Annotated in this window: 18 protein-coding genes; 6 read left to right on the forward strand and 12 right to left on the reverse strand. The window is 70.9% G+C overall.

Annotation, left to right across the window (positions count from 1 at the left end; all coding sequences use genetic code 11):
* Positions 1-57: 57 nt before the first annotated feature.
* The 4 genes from ACZ7SW_RS42160 to ACZ7SW_RS42175 all read left to right on the forward strand — a co-directional run bounded on the left by ACZ7SW_RS42160 (position 58) and on the right by ACZ7SW_RS42175 (position 3016).
* Entirely contained in the window at positions 58-1056 is a 999-nt protein-coding gene (locus ACZ7SW_RS42160) for a zinc-binding dehydrogenase (protein WP_470235973.1), read from the forward strand.
* Positions 1057-1126: 70 nt separating this feature from the next.
* The gene (locus ACZ7SW_RS42165; RefSeq protein ID WP_470235974.1) at positions 1127-1534 is read left to right on the forward strand and encodes a RidA family protein; all 408 of its coding nucleotides are present in this window, start codon (positions 1127-1129) and stop codon (positions 1532-1534) included.
* A 43-nt stretch (positions 1535-1577) separates the two neighbouring features.
* Positions 1578-2432: an MBL fold metallo-hydrolase gene (locus ACZ7SW_RS42170; RefSeq protein ID WP_470235975.1), complete on the forward strand. Its 855-nt coding sequence runs from the start codon at positions 1578-1580 to the stop codon at positions 2430-2432.
* Positions 2433-2482: 50 nt separating this feature from the next.
* The gene (locus tag ACZ7SW_RS42175) at positions 2483-3016 is read left to right on the forward strand and encodes a pyridoxamine 5'-phosphate oxidase family protein (protein WP_470235976.1); all 534 of its coding nucleotides are present in this window, start codon (positions 2483-2485) and stop codon (positions 3014-3016) included.
* Between the two features lie 625 nt (positions 3017-3641).
* Here ACZ7SW_RS42175 and ACZ7SW_RS42180 read toward each other — a convergent pair.
* A complete protein-coding gene (locus ACZ7SW_RS42180) occupies positions 3642-4151 on the reverse strand; it encodes a MarR family winged helix-turn-helix transcriptional regulator (protein ID WP_470235977.1) in 510 nt (169 codons plus the stop codon).
* 55 nt (positions 4152-4206) lie between these two features.
* On the opposite strand from ACZ7SW_RS42180, the gene ACZ7SW_RS42185 reads away from it, so the two are divergent.
* The gene (locus ACZ7SW_RS42185; protein ID WP_470235978.1) at positions 4207-6156 is read left to right on the forward strand and encodes a DHA2 family efflux MFS transporter permease subunit; all 1950 of its coding nucleotides are present in this window, start codon (positions 4207-4209) and stop codon (positions 6154-6156) included.
* Here ACZ7SW_RS42185 and ACZ7SW_RS42190 read toward each other — a convergent pair.
* From ACZ7SW_RS42190 to ACZ7SW_RS42240, 11 genes are all read right to left on the reverse strand, one after another.
* Positions 6153-6977, reverse strand: a complete 825-nt coding sequence (locus ACZ7SW_RS42190) for an HpcH/HpaI aldolase/citrate lyase family protein (RefSeq protein WP_470235979.1) — start codon at positions 6975-6977, stop codon at positions 6153-6155. The two genes, ACZ7SW_RS42185 and ACZ7SW_RS42190, sit on opposite strands and share 4 nt — an antisense overlap.
* Complete coding sequence (locus ACZ7SW_RS42195; protein WP_470235980.1) at positions 6974-8182, reverse strand: CaiB/BaiF CoA transferase family protein; 1209 nt, start codon at positions 8180-8182, stop codon at positions 6974-6976. Before ACZ7SW_RS42195 ends, ACZ7SW_RS42190 begins: the two co-directional genes overlap by 4 nt.
* Positions 8179-10161 (reverse strand): SUMF1/EgtB/PvdO family nonheme iron enzyme, encoded by a 1983-nt coding sequence (locus ACZ7SW_RS42200; protein ID WP_470235981.1) that lies wholly within the window; start codon positions 10159-10161, stop codon positions 8179-8181. Before ACZ7SW_RS42200 ends, ACZ7SW_RS42195 begins: the two co-directional genes overlap by 4 nt.
* Positions 10158-11060: a ribokinase gene (locus tag ACZ7SW_RS42205; protein ID WP_470235982.1), complete on the reverse strand. Its 903-nt coding sequence runs from the start codon at positions 11058-11060 to the stop codon at positions 10158-10160. The genes ACZ7SW_RS42200 and ACZ7SW_RS42205 overlap by 4 nt, the downstream gene beginning before the upstream one ends.
* Positions 11057-12376, reverse strand: a complete 1320-nt coding sequence (locus tag ACZ7SW_RS42210; RefSeq protein WP_470235983.1) for an ADP-ribosylglycohydrolase family protein — start codon at positions 12374-12376, stop codon at positions 11057-11059. Before ACZ7SW_RS42210 ends, ACZ7SW_RS42205 begins: the two co-directional genes overlap by 4 nt.
* Entirely contained in the window at positions 12373-13533 is a 1161-nt protein-coding gene (locus ACZ7SW_RS42215) for an ADP-ribosylglycohydrolase family protein (protein WP_470235984.1), read from the reverse strand. Before ACZ7SW_RS42215 ends, ACZ7SW_RS42210 begins: the two co-directional genes overlap by 4 nt.
* A gap of 93 nt (positions 13534-13626) precedes the next feature.
* On the reverse strand, positions 13627-14910 hold the full coding sequence (locus tag ACZ7SW_RS42220) for an ABC transporter substrate-binding protein (protein ID WP_470235985.1): 1284 nt from the start codon (positions 14908-14910) through the stop codon (positions 13627-13629).
* Positions 14911-14948: 38 nt separating this feature from the next.
* Positions 14949-15776, reverse strand: a complete 828-nt coding sequence (locus ACZ7SW_RS42225; RefSeq protein WP_470235986.1) for a carbohydrate ABC transporter permease — start codon at positions 15774-15776, stop codon at positions 14949-14951.
* 3 nt (positions 15777-15779) lie between these two features.
* Complete coding sequence (locus ACZ7SW_RS42230; protein ID WP_470235987.1) at positions 15780-16730, reverse strand: carbohydrate ABC transporter permease; 951 nt, start codon at positions 16728-16730, stop codon at positions 15780-15782.
* Positions 16727-17755: a LacI family DNA-binding transcriptional regulator gene (locus tag ACZ7SW_RS42235; RefSeq protein WP_470235988.1), complete on the reverse strand. Its 1029-nt coding sequence runs from the start codon at positions 17753-17755 to the stop codon at positions 16727-16729. Before ACZ7SW_RS42235 ends, ACZ7SW_RS42230 begins: the two co-directional genes overlap by 4 nt.
* 210 nt (positions 17756-17965) lie before the next feature.
* A complete protein-coding gene (locus tag ACZ7SW_RS42240; protein ID WP_470235989.1) occupies positions 17966-18517 on the reverse strand; it encodes a TetR/AcrR family transcriptional regulator in 552 nt (183 codons plus the stop codon).
* Between the two features lie 66 nt (positions 18518-18583).
* On the opposite strand from ACZ7SW_RS42240, the gene ACZ7SW_RS42245 reads away from it, so the two are divergent.
* On the forward strand, positions 18584-19345 hold the full coding sequence (locus ACZ7SW_RS42245; RefSeq protein WP_470235990.1) for an ABC transporter ATP-binding protein: 762 nt from the start codon (positions 18584-18586) through the stop codon (positions 19343-19345).
* The last annotated feature ends 5 nt before the right edge of the window (positions 19346-19350 follow it).

Below are 19350 nucleotides of genomic sequence, written 5' to 3' on the forward strand. Positions count from 1 at the left end.
GTGACGGGATTCTCGCCGCGTCGGCGGCTGCCGGGCACGGCTGTTAGGTTCGCGGACGTGACAACAAAAGCGATGCGGGCAGTGGTCCACGAAGGCGCGGCGGGAGTCGGCGGGGTTCGGGTCGCGGAGGTTCCGGTGCCGCGACCGGGGCCGGGCGAAGTGCTCGTCCGGCTGAAGGCGGCCGGGCTGAACCATCGGGACCTGTTCATCGTGGACAGTCGCGATCCCGCTGATCCCTGGGCCGTGCTGGGCTCGGACGGAGCCGGAGTGGTCGAAGCGACGGGCGCGGACACGACCGTCGAGATCGGCGCCGAGGTCGTCATCAACCCGTCCCTCGACTGGGCCGAGCCGGACGCGGTGCCGGAAGTTCCCGCCATTCTGGGGGTGCCGACGAACGGCACGCTGGCCGAATACGTGGTCGTGCCAGCAGGCAATGTCCTGCCGAAACCCGCGCACCTGAGCTGGACCGAAGCCGCCGCGCTCCCGCTGGCCGCGCTCACCGCGTACCGGGCGCTGTTCACCCGCGGCGGGCTGACCGCGGGGGAACACGTGCTGCTGCCCGGCATCGGCAGCGGGGTCGCGACCTTCGCCCTCGCCATGGCGAAAGCCGTCGGCGCGACGGTCAGCGTCACCTCGCGCAGCCCCGAAAAGCTCGCCAGGGCAACGGAACTGGGTGCCGACCGCGCGATCGGCAGCGGCGGCGACTGGGCCGCCGAGCTCGGCGAACCGGTGGACCTGGTCGTCGACAGCATCGGCTCGGCGACGTTCGACGCCTGTCTCTCGGTGCTTCGGTCCGGCGGCCGGATGGTGACGCTCGGCGCGACCACCGGCCCGGACGTCGAGCTGTCGCTGCGCGACCTCTTCTTCCGGCAGATCAGCCTGCTGGGCACGTCGATGGGCAGCGCGCGGGAGTTCTCGGAGATGGTCGCGCTGGTCACGGAACACCGGCTGCGGCCGGTGGTGCACCGCGTCCACGACCTCGCGGACGGGCCGCGCGCGCTGGGCGAACTGGCGGCGGGGGACCAGTTCGGCAAGCTGGTGGTCACGATCGGCTGACCCGGCCGGTGATTTTTTGTCGGTGCCCCGTGGTGAACTGAGGGCACGAACCGAGGGAGGGGAACATCTGATGAGCAAGCGCTGGAATCCCGGGACGCTCGCGGCGCCGGTAGGCCGCTACAGCCATCTCGCGCAGATTCCCGCCGGACACGAGCTGGTCGTAGTGGCCGGGCAGATCGGCGTCCGGCCGGACGGCACGCTGGCCGGTCCGGACGCGGAGGCGCAGACGCGCGAGGTGCTGGCGAACATCGAACGCGTGCTCGCCGCGGCGGGCGCCGGGCCGGAACACCTGGTCAAGGTCTTCAGCATGGTCGCAGGCGCCGAGCACCTGCCCGGCTTCCGCGCGGCGACCGGCGACGTGTTCAGCCGGTGGTTCCCGGAGAGCGACTGGCCGACGCAGTCGCTGATCGTCGTGTCGGCGCTCGCCAAACCGGAACTCCTCGTCGAAATCGAGGCGATGGCGGCGGTGCCCCGATGAACGTGCGCGCGCCGATCCCCTTCTCCGGACGACAGGAAACCCGATGACCATCGAACTCGGTCCGCTGCGGATCGACCCGGTAGCCGAACTGGACCACTGGCCCTTCGCCCCGGCGGACCTGTTCCCGGCGGTCACCCCGGAACAGCTGGGGGAGCACCGCGGCGACCTGGACCTGTCGATCACCACGTACCTGGTGCGCACGCCGGACCAGACCGTGCTCCTCGACGCCGGGAACGGCAACGCCAAGGAACGCCCGGTCCTGCTGGCACACCACCAGTTCGACACGCCGTACCTGGACCGCCTGGCCGCGGCCGGCGTCGTGCCGGAGGACGTCGACATCGTGGTGGCGACCCACCTGCACCCCGATCACTGCGGCGGCTTCACCCGGCTGGTCGACGGTTCCTGGGATCCCACCTTCCCGCGCGCCCGGTACCTGATTCCGAGCGAGGAATACGCCTGGCTCCAACAGGTGCACGCGGCGGCGCCCGAAGGCGGCGTCGCGGGGGATCTGGCCAGGACGTTCGAAGACAGTGTGCTCCCGGTGGTCGAGGCGGGCCTGGTCGAACTGATCGACCTCCCGTACGAGGTGGCGGACGGCATCACCCTGCGCGCCCTGCCCGGCCACACCACCGCGCACCTGATCGCGGAACTCAGCGGCGGCGGTCAGCACGCGGTGGTGAGCGGGGATGTGCTGCACCACCCGTTCCAGTTCTCGAACCTGACGCTGGCCCAAGGCGGCGACCAGGATCCCGCCGCCGCCGCGGAATCCCGGCGGACCCTGTGCGAACTGGCCGTCGAACGAGACGCGCTTCTCCTGCCCGCGCACTTCCCTGTCGGACGAATCAACCGCGATGGCGACGGCTTCAGCTACCGCCCGGCCGCGTCAGGAGGTGCCTGACCCATTCTTTTCGCGGGCCGCTGTCGATTCGGCGGCATCCCGTTCGACGCATGGGCATGACTGACTACGAACCGACCACGACCCGCAACCTCGACGGTTACGGAAACGCCCCGCTGCCGTGGAGCCGCGCCCGCGACGTCCTCGCCGCCGACACCCCGACCGCCGACTTGACGTTCTTCGTGGCGACCGTCCGCCCAGACGGACGCCCGCACTCGGCGGGCGTCGGCGCGGTCTGGGTGGACGACGCCCTGTACTTCGTCGGCGGACCGGGCACGCGCCGCTCCCGGAACCTCGCGGAGAACCCGGCGTGCAGCATTTCGGTGCGGCTGCGCGGCCTCGATCTGGTGCTGGAAGGCGACGCGCACCGAGTCGCGGACGTCGGCACCGTGGCGCGCCTGGCCGAGGTCTACCGCTCCGGCGGGTGGCCGGCGGAGGCGACCGGGGACGCGTTGACGGCCCCGTTCAGCGCGCCGAGCGCGGGCCCGCCGCCGTGGCACCTGTACCGCCTCGCCTTGCGCCGCGCGGTGGGAGTCGCGTCGGAGGAACCGCACGGGGCGACCTGCTGGGAGTTCGCCAGGGGTTGAGCGCGGTGGCCCGGGTTGGCGTGGGTCGTCGTGGAGGGCCGCCTGCAGGGGACTGGCCGGGGATTGATCGCGGTGGTCCGGCGCGATGCGGGGGTCGTCGTGGTGGATCTGCCTGCCGGGAGTGAGCCGGGGGTCGAGCGCGGCGGTCCGGTTTGGCGCGGGGCACCGTGGCGGGCTGCCGGGAGTTCGCCAGGGGGCGAGCTCGGTGGTCGTGGCTTGGCGCGGGGCCGCTGTGGCGGGGCTGCTTGCCGGGAGTTGGCCGGGGATCGAGCACGGTGGGCCGATTTCGTGCGAGGCGTCGTGGCGCAACTGCCTGCCGGGAGTGGGCCGGGGTTTGGACGCGGTGTCCGGTTCCGTCGTGGATCGCCGCAGCGGAAGTGCCTACCGCAGCACCCCGCGAATTCGCGAGACGCCGAGCGTGGCCTGCCGCGACCGCAGCCAGGGCGGAATCAGAATCGCGCGCCGCCGGTCGAGCGGTGAGCCTGGCCGTCCGGCGAGTGAATGGCTGTGGCACAACCGCACCGCGGCCAAGCTCCCGCGGGCAAGCGGTCAGCGGGTTCTGCCGCAGGCCAGCGGCGGCACGCGAGCGGAGCATCCGGCGACCACGACCAGCGCCGCTCCAGGGTCAAGCGCGCCCGTCCGGCCCCTCCCACTCCAGCAGCAACTCCCGCAAATCGTCGTTCATCCGGTCCTGCTCCGCGGCCGACAAGACACCCAGCAGCCGAGCCTCGGTCTGTGTCTTCATCCCGAACACCTCCCGCGCCCGTGCCAGCCCCTCGTCGGTCAGGCTGACCAGGATCTGCCGCCGATCGCCTGGGTCGATGTCGCGGCGGACCCAGCCTTTGCGTTCCAGCCCGGCCACGCGTTTGGTCACCCCGCCGGACGTCAGGCGCATGCTGTCCAGCAGCTGCCCGGCCGAGAGCCGGTGCGGCGGGCCGGCCCGTTTGAGCGCGCCCAGCAGTTCGACTTCCCACAGGCCGACCCCGAAGGCGTCGAACTCGCGGCGCAGTTCCGTTTCCAGCAGCCGGGCCGCGCGCAGCAGGCGGAAGCTCAGCGCCTTGCTGACCCGGTCTTCCGCGCGCACGCCGGTGATCTGCGCCATGACTCCGTCGACGTGGTCCCGCTCCGCTGGCATGGGCGAGTATTCTAACACCAGTAATTATCTTACCGGTCTCGAATCAGGACGGTCCGTGCATTCTTCCCCTGCCCCCGAGCCCGATCCGCAGCGCTGGCGCGCCTTGTGGGTGTGCCTCATCGCGGGGTTCATGACGCTGCTCGACGTCAGCATCGTCAACGTCGCGCTGCCCTCGATGGAGCACGGGATCGGCGCGACGCCCGCGGACGTCTCGTGGGTCGTGTCCGGGTACGCGCTCACGTTCGGTCTCGCGCTGGTGCCCTCGGGGCGGCTCGGCGACGACTACGGGCGCCGCCGGATGTTCTTGCTCGGGCTGGCGTTGTTCGTGCTGACCAGCGTGCTGTGCGGAGCGGCGCCGAACGCGACCTGGCTCGTCGTGGCCCGGCTGGGGCAGGGCGTCGCGGGCGGGCTGCTGAACCCGCAGATCATCGGCCTGATGCAGCAGCTGTTCTCCGGCCGCGAGCGAGGCAAGGCGTTCGGCGCGTTCGGCGCGACGGTCGGAGTGTCGACGGCGATCGGGCCGGTGCTCGGCGGGCTGCTGATCCAGGGCATCGGCGTCGACGAGGGCTGGCGCTGGGTGTTCTACGTCAACCTGCCGATCGGCATCCTCGCGATCCTGTTCGGGCTGCGGTTGCTGCCGAAGGACGCGCGCGGCGGCCGGAAGCGGACGCCGGACCTGGTCGGCAGCGTGCTGCTCGGCGTGGCGGTCGTGCTGGTGATGCTGCCGTTGATCGAGGAAGAGGAACAGGCGGCCTCGCCGCGCTGGTGGCTGATGGGCGTCGCGGCCGCGTTGCTCGTGCTGTTCGTGCTGTGGGAACGCTGGCTCGGCAGCCGCGGCAAGCAGCCGCTGGTGAACCTGAAGCTGCTGACCGTGCGCAGCTACTCGATGGGTTCCGCGCTCGGGATGGTCTATTTCGCCGGATTCACCGGGATTTTCCTCGTCCTGACGCTGTTCTTCCAGCAGGGCCTCGGCTACACGGCGCTGCAGGCGGGCGCGGCGATGCTCGCGTTCGCGATCGGCTCGGCGATCTCGCCGACCATCGGCGGGCGGCTCGTGCACCGGCTCGGCAGGCCGATGGTCGTCCTCGGCACGCTGCTCGTGGCGATCGGGCTCGCCGCGACCGCGTGGCTCGTCCGCGACTACTCCGGCGCGAACACCGCGTTCGTGCTGGCCGCGCCGCTGTTCGTCGGCGGCTTCGGCAGCGGGCTGGTGATTTCGCCGAACTCGACGCTCGCCCTGGAAGAGGTCCCGCCCGCGGAGGGCGGCACCGCGGCCGGAGTTCTGCAGACCGGGCAGCGGATCGGCTCGGCGGTCGGCACCGCGCTCGGCGGGTCGCTGTTCTTCGGCGAACTCGGGCGTTCGCACGGGGATTACCACTCCGCGACCGCGCTCGGGCTGATCGGCTCGACCGCGCTGGTCGTGCTCGCGCTGCTGTTCGGGATCGTCGACGTGCTGCTGTCGCGGACGCGAAAACGCCGCAGCACACCGGAAAACCCGTCGCCCGCGGCGATTTCCGGCTCGGTGAGCGGCCTCGCTCCCGCGGAAACCGCCTCGGTGTCGTTGACCTCCCTGGAAACCCACGAAGTACGCCGCACGACGACCGGCGCGGACGACAGCTTCGCCCTGGACGCCCCGGCGGGCACGTATCTGCTGCTGGTCCAGGCAGGCGGCCGGGAGCCGGTGGCCCGTCATGTCCAGCTGGGCACTGAGCCGGTGCGAGAGGACGTCGAACTGGCGCGGTCGGTCCGGCTCACCGGCACCGTGCACGCGGTCCGGGGCCCGTTCCCGGGAGCCCAGGTCGCAGTGCTGGACGCCGAGGGTCAGGTCAAGCGGGTGACAGTGACGGACGAAGCGGGCCACTACGCCGTCGACGATCTGTTCCCTGGCGAGTACACCGTCGTCGTGACCGGATACCAGCCGGTCGCGGAACCGGTGCAGCTGACGACCGAGGGCCCGGCCCGCTTCGATCCGTTGCTGCGGCTGGTTTCCGCGGACAAGGCCTAGTCGGAGACGAGCGCCAGCACCGCCAGGGCCTGGTCCCGCATGGCGACGTCCAGGAACGTCCCGTCGGCGAGCGCGATCGCGCCCACCCCGGCCTGAGTGGCACCGTCCATTCGGGACAGCACCTCCCGCGCCCGCGCGACCTCCTCCGCCGTCGGCAGGAAGGCCGCGCGGATCGTCGGCAGCTGCGCCGGGTGGATCGCCGTCCGGCCGCGGAACCCCAGCGCCCGCCCGGCCCGGCAGCTTTCCGCCAGGCCGTCCAGGTCGCGGACGTTGGCGTACACCGACATCGCCGGCGGGGGCAGCCGCGCGGCGCGGGCGGCGTTCACGATCCGGCTGCGCGCCCAGGTGAGCCCGGCTTCGTCGGCGAGCCGCAGGTCGGACCGCAGATCCGCCTCGCCCAGCCCGAGCGACGCGATCTGCGGGGAGGCAAGCGCGATTTCCAGCGCCTGTTCCACGCCGAGCGCCGATTCGATCAGCGGGTGCAATTCCCGTCCCGGCAACGCATCGGCGTGCGACCGAACGTCAACCGAACTCTCGACCTTCGGCAGCCGCGCGCCCACCCACGTCGGCAGCGCGGCGACCGCGGCCACGTCCGCCGCGTGCCACGGCGTGTCCGGGTGGTTGATCCGCACTTGCACCGGACGCGACGCGGGGACGTCGGCCAACAGTCGCATCGCGTTGTCCCGTGCGGCATCCTTCTGCGCGGGCGCGACGGCGTCTTCCAGGTCGACCAGCACGACGTCGGCGTCCGACGCGAGCGCCTTGGCCACGCGGTCGGGCCGGTCCGCCGGGACGTAGAGCAAGGTCAGCGCGGGCGTCATACTGCTCCTTCCGCGCGAAGCTCGGCGATCCGGGACGCGGTGAAGCCCAGCGAGCCGAGCACCTCGTCGGTGTCCGCGCCGTGTGGGCGTCCGGTGAATCCGATGACGGCGTCGTTGCCCGACAGCCGGAACAGCGGCCCCTGCATCAACGTCGTGCCCAGTTCCGGGTCTGCGATCTCGTGGATCGTGCCCAGCGCGCGGAACTGCGGGTCGGCCACGATGTCGGCCGCGTCGTAGATCGGCGCGACCGCGGCCTGCGCCTGTTCGAACGCGGCCACGACCTCGTCGCGCGTGTGCCGGGCGATCCAGCCGCCGACGGCCTCGTCCAGTTCGTCCGCGTGCGCCGCGCGGTCCGCGCCGGTCGCGAACCACGGCTCGTCGGCCAGTTCCGGCCGTCCGACCAGCCGCACCACGCGTTCCGCGATCGACTGCGCCGACGTCGACACCGCCACCCACTGCCCGTCGCGGGTGCGATAGGTGTTGCGCGGCGCGTTGTTCGCGGACCGGTTGCCGGTGCGCGGCTGGACCGTGCCGAGCTGGTCCCACCGCGTGATCTGCGGTCCGAGCATGGCGAGAATCGGCTCGATGATCGCGACGTCCACGACCTGGCCGCGTCCGCTCGCGGCCCGGCCGGCGAGCGCGACCATGATCGCGTACGCGGTGGCCAGCGACGCGACCCCGTCGGCGAGCCCGAACGGCGGCAGCGTCGGCGGCCCGTCCGGTTCGCCGGTGGCCGCGGCGAAACCGCTCATCGCCTCGGCGAGTGTGCCGAATCCGGGCCGCGAGCGATACGGCCCGAGCTGGCCGAACCCGGTCACCCGCGCGAGAACCAGCCCCGGATTGCGGGCGGACAGCTCCTCGTAGCCGAGGCCCCAGCGTTCGAGTGTGCCCGGCCGGAAGTTCTCGATCACCACGTCGGCGGTCTCGGCGAGCGCCAGGAACACCTCGCGCCCGCCGTCGCTGCCCAGGTTCGCGGTGACGGTGCGCTTGTTGCGCCCCAACGTCTTCCACCACAGGTTGACGTCGCCCTTGGCCGCCCCGTGCGTACGCGACGGGTCCGGCCGCGACGGGTGCTCTACCTTGATCACCTCGGCGCCCATGTCGCCGAGGTGCATCGCGGCCATCGGCCCGGCGAACAACGTCGACGCGTCCACGACCCTCAGCCCGGCCAGCGCCCCGGCGGACGCGTCCCTCGACACGGTCATCGCGGCACGTCCCACGCGCAGCGGAACCCGACGGTCGCGCCGCGTGCCAGCCCCAACCCGGGCAACAGCAGCTTCACGCTGTAATCCGGCTCGTGGCGGCCGCCCTCGACGTACCATTCGGAACCTTCGGCGCGGTAATCGCTGCCGCCTTTGAGCATCACGAACCGGGTCCTCCCGTCGGAGTGTTCGCTTTCGGTCCAGTTCCACACCGCGGGCGCGCCGCGCCGCAGACCGCCGGTTTCCCCGGCGAGCTGCCATTCGTCCTCGGTCGGCAACCGGCCGCCGCGCCACGCGCAATACGCACGGGCGTCGTCGAGGTCCACAAAGGTCACCGGCTCGTCCTCGGAGACCGGTCGACCGTCGACCCAATGCGCGAGGAACCGATGCGGTTCGACCGGCTGATACCCAGTAGCAGCGAGGAATTCCGCGAACTCGCCATTGGTCACCTCGGTCACCGCGACCGCGACCGGAGACGCCAGCGAACCGTCTCGCTGCAGCGTCCGGGCATCGTGCAGCCGTGGCGGCAACGGTTTCCACTCGTCCACGTACGGCGCGCCCTGGTACATCCCGGTCTCGCGCCCCCGATACCGGACCGTCAGCACATACGGCCCGGCAGGCAGCTCAACTACGTCCGTGAGGGGAACCCTGACGGACTCTGATTCCCTCAGGGGGCCCTTCACGGACTCCAGATCTGGTTGGACCCGCGTGGCGAGACGGTGCGGGAAACGGGCGTCCGGATCGTGGGGGAGGGTCGCCACCCGCGACAGCCACCACGGCTCCGCCGCACCGTCCGCGACCCGCAGCAACGCCGAAATCCCGCGCGCAGGAACACATCCGTCGGCGAAGAGATCGATCACCGGCCCGTCCACGACCGGCCCGGCGTAATCCGAATCGCCGCGGTTGACGACTGTCCACAGTGTCCAGTCACCCAGCTCCCAGCGCGACGCGTAAACCCCGGCCGCCTCCGCTTCCGGCGTCAATGGAGCCAACGGCGTCCACTCGCCTTCGCGCAGCAGGTCACCGGCCGTGCGCTGCACGGTCACCATCCGCCGCACGGTCGCCGCGTCGCGCTGCGACCAGCCGACCCACACGCCGAACACGACTTCCCACACCATCACGCCGACGCCGTTCAACCACGCCGACTGCAGTTCCTCGGTGTGATCGCGATGCCACCGTCGCACGTGGTGCTGCATGTGCCGCCGCTCGTACCAGTGCGAACGCAGCACGCCCGGCACCGGCGAGTCGGCGAAAAACTGCGCCCACGACGCCGAGTGGTCCTCGATCCGCTCGACCGGCAGCTTCGACTCGCCCTCCAGCACGACCCCCGGCCGCGCGCGTTCGAGCTGCTCGACCAGCGCCGGATCGGCCTTCTTCAGCGTGTCCAGGAAGACGCCGTCCGCGCCGAAATCCGCCAGCACCGCGGACAGTTCCGCAGCGTCGTCCTCGCCCCGGCGCGTGCCGACGTCCCACGGGTTGTAGTCCACGAACACCCGCACGCCCGCCGAATGGAACGTCTCGACCAGCTCGCCGAGACCGGGCACATCGCGGTAGAAATCCCACTGGTTGCGGTCGTCGAGGCCGATCACCGGGTACGCGTGCCACAGCACGACCGCGTCGAGGCCGCCGAACCGCTGGTGCGCGTCGGCGAGGAACCGCTCCGGCGTGAACCGGCGCTCCTCGAACGAATACAGCAATTCGTCCCACAGCCAGACCTGCGCGACCGTGTGGCATCCGGCGGCCCACGCGGCTTCCGGCCGGTCGTAGGCGCGGCCGTGGTAACTGTGCCGCTCGTGCGCGTCGGCACGCCATTGTTCCAGCCGCGCCCGCCATTCCGCCCGGTCGGCGGGGTCTGCCGGACCGACGAAGATCTTGGCCTCGTCCAGCGCGACGAGCTGCTCGGGGGTGAGCGGCGCGCCGAGCGGAACCTCGGTCGACTGGTCGATCGGGCGCGGGACGAGCGGGTCGAACACGTAGGTCATCGGGCGTTTCCTCCGGTCGCGAACTCAGCGAACTCGGCGACCTCGGCAGCGGTCGGTACAGCGGATTGCGCGCCGGGCCGGGTCACGGCGAGCGCGGCGGCGGCCCCGGCGCGCTCGGCGGCTTCGCGGAGCGGACGGCCTTCGGCGAGCACCGCCGCGAGCACGCCGCAGAACGTGTCCCCGGCTCCAGTTGTGTCCACAGGGGACACCGGGAACCCGGACAGGTGCACGATTTCCCGCTCAGCGACGACACAACCGGCCGCGCCGAGCGTGATCACCACAGCGGGTGCGCGTTGCTGCAGGATCCGGGCCAGCTCCTCGGGAGTGCCCGACGTCCCGGCCAGGTCCGCCGCCTCGTGCTCGTTGACGATCAGCACATCAAGGTCAAGTTCCGGCAGAGGCCGGGAAGGCGCGGCGTTGAGCACCATCCGCGCGCCGGACCGCCGGGCCGCGGCGGCAGCGGTCACGGCCTCGAGCGGAATCTCCAGCTGCGCGAGCACGACGTCCGCCGCGGCGATCCGCTCCAGCTGCTCGTCAGCAAGCGAGAGCCGCGAGTTGGCCCCAGGAGCGACCACAATGGAGTTCTCCCCGTCCGGCGACACCATGATGAACGCGGTCCCGGTCGCACTGTCCACTCGCGACACCAGATCCGTCCGCACCCCGGCCTTCGTCAGCGACGCCAGCAGAAAGTCCGCGCCGTCATCAGCACCGAACGCCCCGAGAAACGTCGTGTCCGCCCCGCCGGCCAGCGCCGCGGCAACCGCCTGATTAGCCCCCTTGCCACCCGGACTGCGCCGCAAGTCCCCGCCGAGGACGGTCTCGCCGCCACCCGGGTGCCGCGGAACGCCGACCACCAGATCGACATTCGCCGAGCCGACGACAGCCACCCGTCCGGTCATCGCGCCACCCCGGCCGTCCGCGCGGCCAGGTCGGTGATCCGCTGTTCGCCGCCGGGCAACGAGGTCGCGATCCGGTTGTCGAGCGGCTTCGTCCACTGCTCGCCGATCCCGTCCACCCCCAGCAGCGCACCGACCACCCCGCCGACCGTCGCGGCCGCCGAATCCGTGTCCCAGCCAGCCGTGACAGCGAGCGAGACGCTCTGGCCGAAGTCGCCGTCGCCGCGAGCCAGCGCGTACGCGATCACTGCGGCGTTGTTCAGCACGTGCACCCAATGCAGGTCGCCGTATCGGGCACGCAACCGGTCCAGCCCGTCTTCGTAAGCAGCGGCTTCCCGCCCGAACTGAACTGCCGCGGCGAGGCGGCTTTCCGGCGGCAGAACAGTTTCCGCCGCGTCGAGGACACTGTGGACGGAGTCGCAGACCATCGCCGCCGATGCCAGCGCAGCCGCCCACATCGCGCCGTAAATGCCGTTGCGAGTGTGGCTGAGCCGCGCGTCGACCCACGCGAGCTGTGCGGCGCCGCGGACGTCACCGGGGGAGACCCAGCCGAAGACGTCGGTCCGGATCAACGCGCCGATCCACTCGCGGAACGGGTTGAGGTGCGTCGCGGTCTCCGGCACCGGCCGCGCGTCCAGCAGATTCCGGTACGCGGCGCGCTCGGCGGTGAACACCCGTCCGGCGGGCAGCTGCTCCAGCCAGAGTTGCGCGACATCGTCGGTGGTGAACTCGCGACCGTGCCGTTCCAGCAGCGTGAGCGCGAGGATCGGGTAGTTGAGGTCGTCGTCCTCCGGCATCCCGGAGATGTTCTCCTCCAAGGAGGTCGGCGCCGACCGCCGGTTCCACGGCCACCGCGCCGCGACGTCGTCCGGCAGCCCGACCGCGGTGAACCACCGGTCCAGCGGCCAGCGTCCGGTCGCGCGCAGGATCTCCTCGATGCCGTCGCGCGGGATCTTCTCGACCGGCTTCCCGAGCAGGCATCCCGCCGCCCGCCCGGTCCACGCGCCGAGCGTGCGGTCCGCGGCGGGCCGGGGGAGGACCGGCGCGGCCGGAAGCAGCGCGAGGATCGAGTCCCAGTCGTCCGGCTCGTGCGGCGCAGCCGGACAGGGGAGCGCGGCCAGTTCCTCCAGCAGCGTCCGGGCCAGCGCCCGCAACGCTGGGGGCGCCGGCCGCGGTCCTGCCCCGCTCGCGGCGGGTGCCGGATCGCCGCCAGCGGCGGTCCAGCGCTCCCGCACCGAGGTCACGTCCTTGCCCTCCACAGCGGACTGGACGAACTCGTGCGCGAGCAGGTCTTCGGGCTGCGCCCAGGTCAGCCTCATGCCGCGGCCAGCGCGTCGAGAGCGGCGAGCCGGGCCTGGGCCCGGTCCCGGTCGGCCTTCACGATGTCCGTCGCGGCCGACGCGAGCAGCCGTCCGGTCTCGCGCAGATCCATCTTGCTGGCCTCGCCGATCGGATCGATCCACTCGTCCGGCACCGAAGCCGCCCCGCCGAGCCCGGCGCAGAGCGCCCCCGCCATCGACGCGATCGAGTCCGCGTCGCGGCCGTAGTTCACCGACGCCAGCACCGCGCCGCGGTAGTCGCCCTGATGGCCCAGCACAAACCCGAGCGCGGCGGGCAATTCCTCGATCGCCTTGGTCCGCGACGGCCGCCGTGCGTCCATCGACATCTGCCGGTACTCCGGCCCGACCGAATCGAACGGCGCGACGACCTCACGGATCTTCCGCGCGAGCGCCCGCTCCTCGTCGTCGGTCTTCGGCGCGTCGTTCCACCCCTGGAAGGCATCGACAACAGCCAGCAGCGCGGCCAAAGTCCCGTCGTGCGACACCGCGAGCGCGGCTTGCACGATGTCGTCCAGCCCAGCGCCCGGCGCGACCGAAGCGGCGACCATCGCGGCCAGCACCCCGGCGGCCTCCCGGCCGTAGCTGGACTGATGCGGCGCGGTCAGGTCGATCGCTTCGGCATACGCCGCCCGCGGATCGCCCGGGTTCACGACGCCGACCGGCGCGATGTACATCGCCGCACCGCAGTTGACGATGTTGCCGACGCCCGCCTCACGCGGGTCCACATGCCCGTAGTGCAGTTTCGCGACGATCCACTTCTCGGCGAGGAACACCCGCTGCAGCAACAGGGCCGTCGACTCCAGCTCCGGCACCCAGCGCGGTTCGCCGATCATCAGCGGCACCAGGTCCTCGGCCATCGAGTACGCGTCGAGGTGCGCGCGGCGCTTCGCGTACACCTCGACGATCGCGCGGGTCATCAAGGTGTCGTCGGTGATGTGCCCGTCGCCCTTGTGGTACGGCGCGATCGGGCGCGCGTCCCGCCAGTTCGGGTACCAGGGCGGCACGATCCCGGCCACCCGGCCGCCGTGGCGCTCCTCGATCTGCTCGGGCGTCCACCCTTCGGTCGCGCCGCCGAGCGCGTCCCCCACTGCCGCGCCGGTGATCACTGCCACCGCGCGGTCCTCCAGCCAGGTCACCGGCTTGCGTCCCTTCGTTCCCCGGCGCGGGCGGGCCGCCCGCGCCTGTTGTGCGCGCCGGGACCGGACGCGTGCCCGGTCCCGGCGCGGCGGTCACTTGCCGACGCTCTTCCAGCCGTCCTTCAGCTGCTGCGCCAGCGTGTTCGCGTCGATCTGGTTCGCCAGGAAGCGCTGGTAGGCGGGCGTCGCGACGGTGTCCTTCCACTGCGCGTACTTGCCGGCGAACAGATACGGCGCCGAGGTCAGGTACTTGCCCGAGGCCAGGATGGTGCTCCAGCCCTTCTTGGCGCCGAGCTTCTTGTCCAGCGCTTCGCGCGCGGAGTTGCTCGCCGCGATCAGCGTGTCGGCCTCGTTGAGCGCGGCGAGGTTCTCGGTGCTGGTGAAGTAGTCCAGGAACTTCGCGGCCTGCTCGACGTGCTTGGAGTCCTTGTTGACCGACAGCGTCTGCGGGTTCGCCGCCTGCGCCGGTCCGGCCGGACCCGCGATCGGCGGCAGCGCGACCCAGTCGAGGTCCTTCGGCGCGTCCTTCTCGATGTTCGCCGCCTGGTACGAACCCTGCACGGTCATCGCGACCTGGCCCGCGTAGAACGGGGCCAGCGCCTTGCCGCCGGACTGGGTCAGCGTCACCGGCAGGATCGAGTGGTCGGTGGCGTTCATGTCGTGCACCAGCTGCGGCAGCGCCATCTCGCCCTGGCCGACGCTGATCTGCGCTTGGTCGCCGGTGCCCTCGAAGTACTTGCCGCCGAACGCCGGGGCCATCGCCACGAACGTCGCGGTCGGGCTCGACAGCCCCCAGCCGAGGCCGTACTTGCCGTCCTTGGTGGCGGTCTTGGCCAGCTGGCGCAGCTGGTCCCAGGTCATCGTCTCGCCGGTCGGGACCTGCGCGCCGGACTGCTCCAGCAGCTTCTTGTTCGCGAAGACCACATAGGACTGAAGCTCGGTCGGATAGGCGACGACCTTGCTGTCCACCGTCACCGAGTCGAGCACGCCCTTCGGGATGTCCGCGCGCTTCTGCCCGGACAGGTAGGGGGAGAGGTCGGCGAGGTAGCCGTCGGCGGCGAACGGCCCGATCCCGGCCGCCTCGTAGTGCACGATGTCCGGCGCGGTGCCCGCGTTGAACTGGGTGATCAGCTTGTCGTAGGCGCTGTCCCAGCCTGCTTGGACGACCTTCACCTGCGTGTCCGGATGCGCCTGGTTCCACGATCCGACGATCTTGTTCGTGGCGGCGATCGCGGCGGGCTGGTCCGACAGCGACTGGAAGGTGAGGGTGACCGGCCCGCCGTCCCCGCCGCCGCTGTCCCCGCCGCTGCCGCACGCCGCGGCGAGCAGGCTGGTGAGAGCGAGGCTGGCGGCGATGGCCGCGCGTCGTGTCTTCATCGACCGACCTTTCGAAGGTGTTTCCGATGGGGTGGGGCTCATCCCTTCACCGCCCCGGCCATGAGGCCGCCGGTGAGTTTCTTCCGCAGGAGGCTGAAGAAGGCGATGCTCGGGATCGCCGCGAGCACGGCGCCCGCGGCCAGCGGGCCGAGGGCGACCTTGCCCTCGCCGCCGATGAACATGGTGAGCGTGATCGGCAGCGTGTAGTTCTCCGGCGACTGCAGCAGGACCAGCGCGAAGAAGAACTCGTTCCACGACGACACGAAGCTGAACATCGCGGTCGCGACCACGCCCGGGGCCAGCAGCGGGAACACGATGGTGCGCAGCACGGTGAACCGGTTCGCGCCGTCCATCGCCCCGGCCTCCTCGAGGTCCACCGGGATCGCCGCGACGTAGCCCTGCAGCATCCACAGCGCGAACGGGAGGATGTAGGTGGTGTGCACGAGCGTCAGCCCGACGAGGCTGTCGGCGAGGCCGAGCGTCCGCAGCACGAGGAACAGCGGCAGGATCACCAGCACCACCGGGAACACCTGGCTGACCAGGATCCAGGTGACGCCCGCGACGCGCAGCTTGCCCTTGAGCCGGGCCAGCACGTAGGCCGCGGGCACCGAGATCAGGATCGCGAGCACGGTGCTGGCCAGCGCGACCAGCAGGCTGTTGAACGCCGAATGCAGCAGGCCCTGCCGGGAAAGCGCTTCGCCGTAGTTGTCCCAGTGCCATTCGCTCGGGACCAGGTTGACCGACAGCGAGTTCAGCTCCGCCGACGACTTCACCGACGCGGAAATCAGCCACAGCAACGGGAAACCGAGGAACAGCAGGTACAGCACGAGAGCCAGGTACTGCGCGGGGCGCACGGACCGGCGCATGGATCACCGCCCCCTTTCCGGGCGGTCGCCCCGGAACTGCGACCGCAGGTAGATCGCGAGCAGCGCGACGACCACGATGACGAGGACCAGCCCCATCGCGGCGGCGTAGCCGATCTCGCGGTTCTTGAACGCTTCGAGATAGACGAACAGCACCGGCACCATGGTTTTGCCGCCCGGCCCGCCCGCGGTGAGGACGTAGACAAGCGAGAAGGAATTGAAATTCCAGATAAAATTGAGGGAAGTAATAGAACTGACGATGGGTCGCATGCTCGGCCAGGTCACCGCGGTGAATCGTCGCCATGCTCCGGCTCCGTCCACCGCTGCCGCTTCGTGCAGTTCAGTGGGGATCTGTTGCAGGCCAGCGAGAAGCGTCACGGTGGTCTGCGGCATGCCGACCCAGACGCCGACCACGATCACCGCGGGCAATGCGGTATTGAAATCGCCGAGCCAGTTGATTCCGTCCGGAAGTCCGATGCTGCCGAGGAAGGCGTTGAGCGGTCCGCCGTTGGCCGAGTAAATCATTTGCCACATAATCGCGACGACCACCGGCGGCATTGCCCAGGGAATGAGTGCGAGCACCCGGGTGAGGCCCTGCAGTTTGAGGCCCGAGTTGAGCAGCAGCGCCAGCCCCATCGCGGCGGCCAGTTGCAGGACGGTCACCCCGACCGTCCAAATCAGACCGATCCGCAGCGAGTCCCAGAACAGCGAATTCCCGCCGAGCCGGACGAAGTTGTCGATCCCGGCGAAGCCGAAGTCCGGATGCCGCACCAGCCGCGTGTCGGTGAAGGCCAGCACGATGCCGATGACCAGCGGGGCCACCGACAGCACCAGGATCGGGATCAGCGACGGCATCACCAGCGCGATCGCCTCGCGCCGGCGCGTGCGGGCCTGCGTGGTCTTCTTCGGGCGCGGCGGGGGAGCGGGGGCGACCCGCGGCTGCGTCGCGGTGGTCATTCCGCGTCCTCCACGTTCTGGTCCACAGTGGATTCCCGGACGAACAGCTCGGTTCCCACCGAGATCTGCCGCGCCGGGGCGTCCGCGTCGTCGGTCAGCCCGAGCATGAGCCGGGCGGCGGCGCGCCCGCGCTCGGCCGAGCCGAGGGACACGCTGGTCAACCGGGGCAGGAAAACCTGCCCGAGCTCGGTGTCGTCCATGCCGGTGACCGCGACGTCGCGCGGGACGCTGAGCCCCAGTTCCCGGGCGGCGCGGATGGCCCCGATGGCGAGCAGGTCGTTGGCCGCCACGATCGCGTCCGGCCGTCGCGGACGGCCGAGCAGCTTCCGGGCGGCCTCGATCCCCGCCGCGACAGTGAAATCGGCCGCGACCTCGACGTCCGTCTGTTCCGCCGTGAAGTCCTTCGCGGACACCGCTTCGTCGAACCCGCGCTGCCGCGAGGAGCCCGGCGTGGTGTCGAGCGGTCCGTTGAGGAAGCCGATCCGGCGGCGGCCCAGCGAAACCACGTGCTGCACCGCCGCGCCGATCCCGGCGGCGGAATCCGTGGAAACCGAACTGATCCCGCGATCGCTCATCGCGCGGCCGATCACCACCACCGGCACCGGCGCGCGGCCGATCTGCTCGATCAGCTCGTCGTCGGTGCGCAGCGGGATCACGATCATGCCGTCGACGAACCCGCCGTGCAGGCTGTGCGTCAGTTCGGCGGTCGACGCCGCGGTGTCCCCAGTGGACATCACCACGACGCGATATCCGTGCGGCGCGAGCACTTCGTGAATGCCGCGCATGATCTCGACGTAGACCGGGTTGCCGATGTCGGCCACCGCGAACGCGATCTGCGACGTCTTCTTCAACCGCAACGACCGCCCGATCGCGTCCGCGCTGTAGCCCAGTTCCGCCGCGGCGGCCCGCACGCGCTCGACCATCGCCTTGCTCGCGCCGGTCCCGTGCAGCGCGCGCGAGGTCGAAGCCAGCGACACGCCGGCGCGCTCGGCCACCTGGATCAGCGTGGCTCGGGTTGACGTCATCGTCCCTCCCAGTCGGACACAGCGAGCAGCGGTGCGGATACCGCTGCTGGAAACGTTTCCAAGCTACGTTTCAGTTGATTTGGAAACGTTTCCAAGCGATTCCGGAATCATGTCACCCAGATGGCGGACGTGTCAACGGAGCTGCCGCGGGGCCGGGGATCTGTGACGTCAGCGTGACGTGCGCTGGCTCAGTGCCGGTTCGGCTCCGGTCTAGAGGGATCGCCGGTCGGCGCGGACGACATCCGCCGCCGAGGGGGCGTGGTCCGGATCGGTCAGCCACTGCAGCGCGGTCCCGACCAGCAACGAGTAGTAGTGCGCGCCGACCGCGTGGACGTCCTTCGGGTCGGCGTCCGGTCCCAGATCGCCGAAGGCGCGGGCGAGTCCGACGCGCGCCAGCTGCTGGCCTTCGGCGTTGATCTTCCGGACTTTCTCGTCGTGCTGGAGGTAGCTGACGCTCTCGAAGTTCACGAACCACAGCTCGCGGTGTTCGCGGATCGATTCGATGATCCGCGCCCAGCGCCGCTCGGGTCCGGCTTGTTCGTCGTCCGGGTCGGAGAGGACGGCGAACAGCATCTCGCCCCATTCGGTGTTGAGGTCGGACAGCGCTTGTGTGAGCAGCTGTTCCTTCGAGCCGAAGTGGTAGTTGATCGACGCCTGGTTGGCCCCGGAGGCGGCGACGAGGTCGCGCACCGTAGTGCGCGCGTAACCGGCTTTGAGGAGGCATTCCCGGGCGGCGGTGATCAGGTTCTCGCGGTGTCCCACGCGTGCTACCGTAACATGTAAACGTTCGTTTTAAACGATCGTTCATAACTCTGGGAGGACTGGAAGATGACCGCACCCGCGATCCGCACCCGGCGGCTGCGCTGCCGCTTCGACGGCGAAGGCGGCCCGGTCGACGCACTGCGCGGCGTGGACCTGGACGTCCCTCGCGGCGCCTTCGCCGCGATCATGGGCCCGTCGGGCTCCGGGAAAACGACCTTGCTGCACTGCGCGGCCGGCCTGCGCGCCCCGACGGAAGGGACCGTCGAACTGGACGGCACGGATCTGTCCGCTTTGGATGAACCACGGCTGGCCGAGCTGCGCCGCCAGCGGATCGGTTTCGTGTTCCAGCAGTTCAACCTGCTGCCCGCGCTGACCGCGGAGGAGAACATCGAACTGCCGTTGCGGTTGGACGGTCGCACCCCCGACCGGCAGCGGACCGCGGCGCTGCTGACGCAGGTCGGACTCGCGCAGCGCGGGGGACACCGGCCAGGCCAGCTTTCCGGCGGGCAGCAGCAGCGCGTGGCGGTGGCCCGCGCGCTGGTGACGGATCCGGAGGTGGTTTTCGCCGACGAACCGACTGGCGCACTGGACATCCGCAGCGCTCGGGAGGTGCTGGGCTTGCTGCGGCAGCTGGCGGACCGGGGCCAGACGATCGTGATGGTGACGCACGACCCGGTGGCCGCGTCTTATGCCGACGCGGTGCTGTTCTTGGCGGACGGGCTGGTGGTCGACCAGCTGGCCCGGCCGACCGCCGCGACGGTGGCGAACCGGATGGCGGTGCTCGTCGAGTCCGCCGAGCGGGCGGCGAACGCGGTGGGTGCTCGGTGAGGCGG

It is taken from the genome of Amycolatopsis sp. NPDC114484 (genome assembly GCF_055633755.1).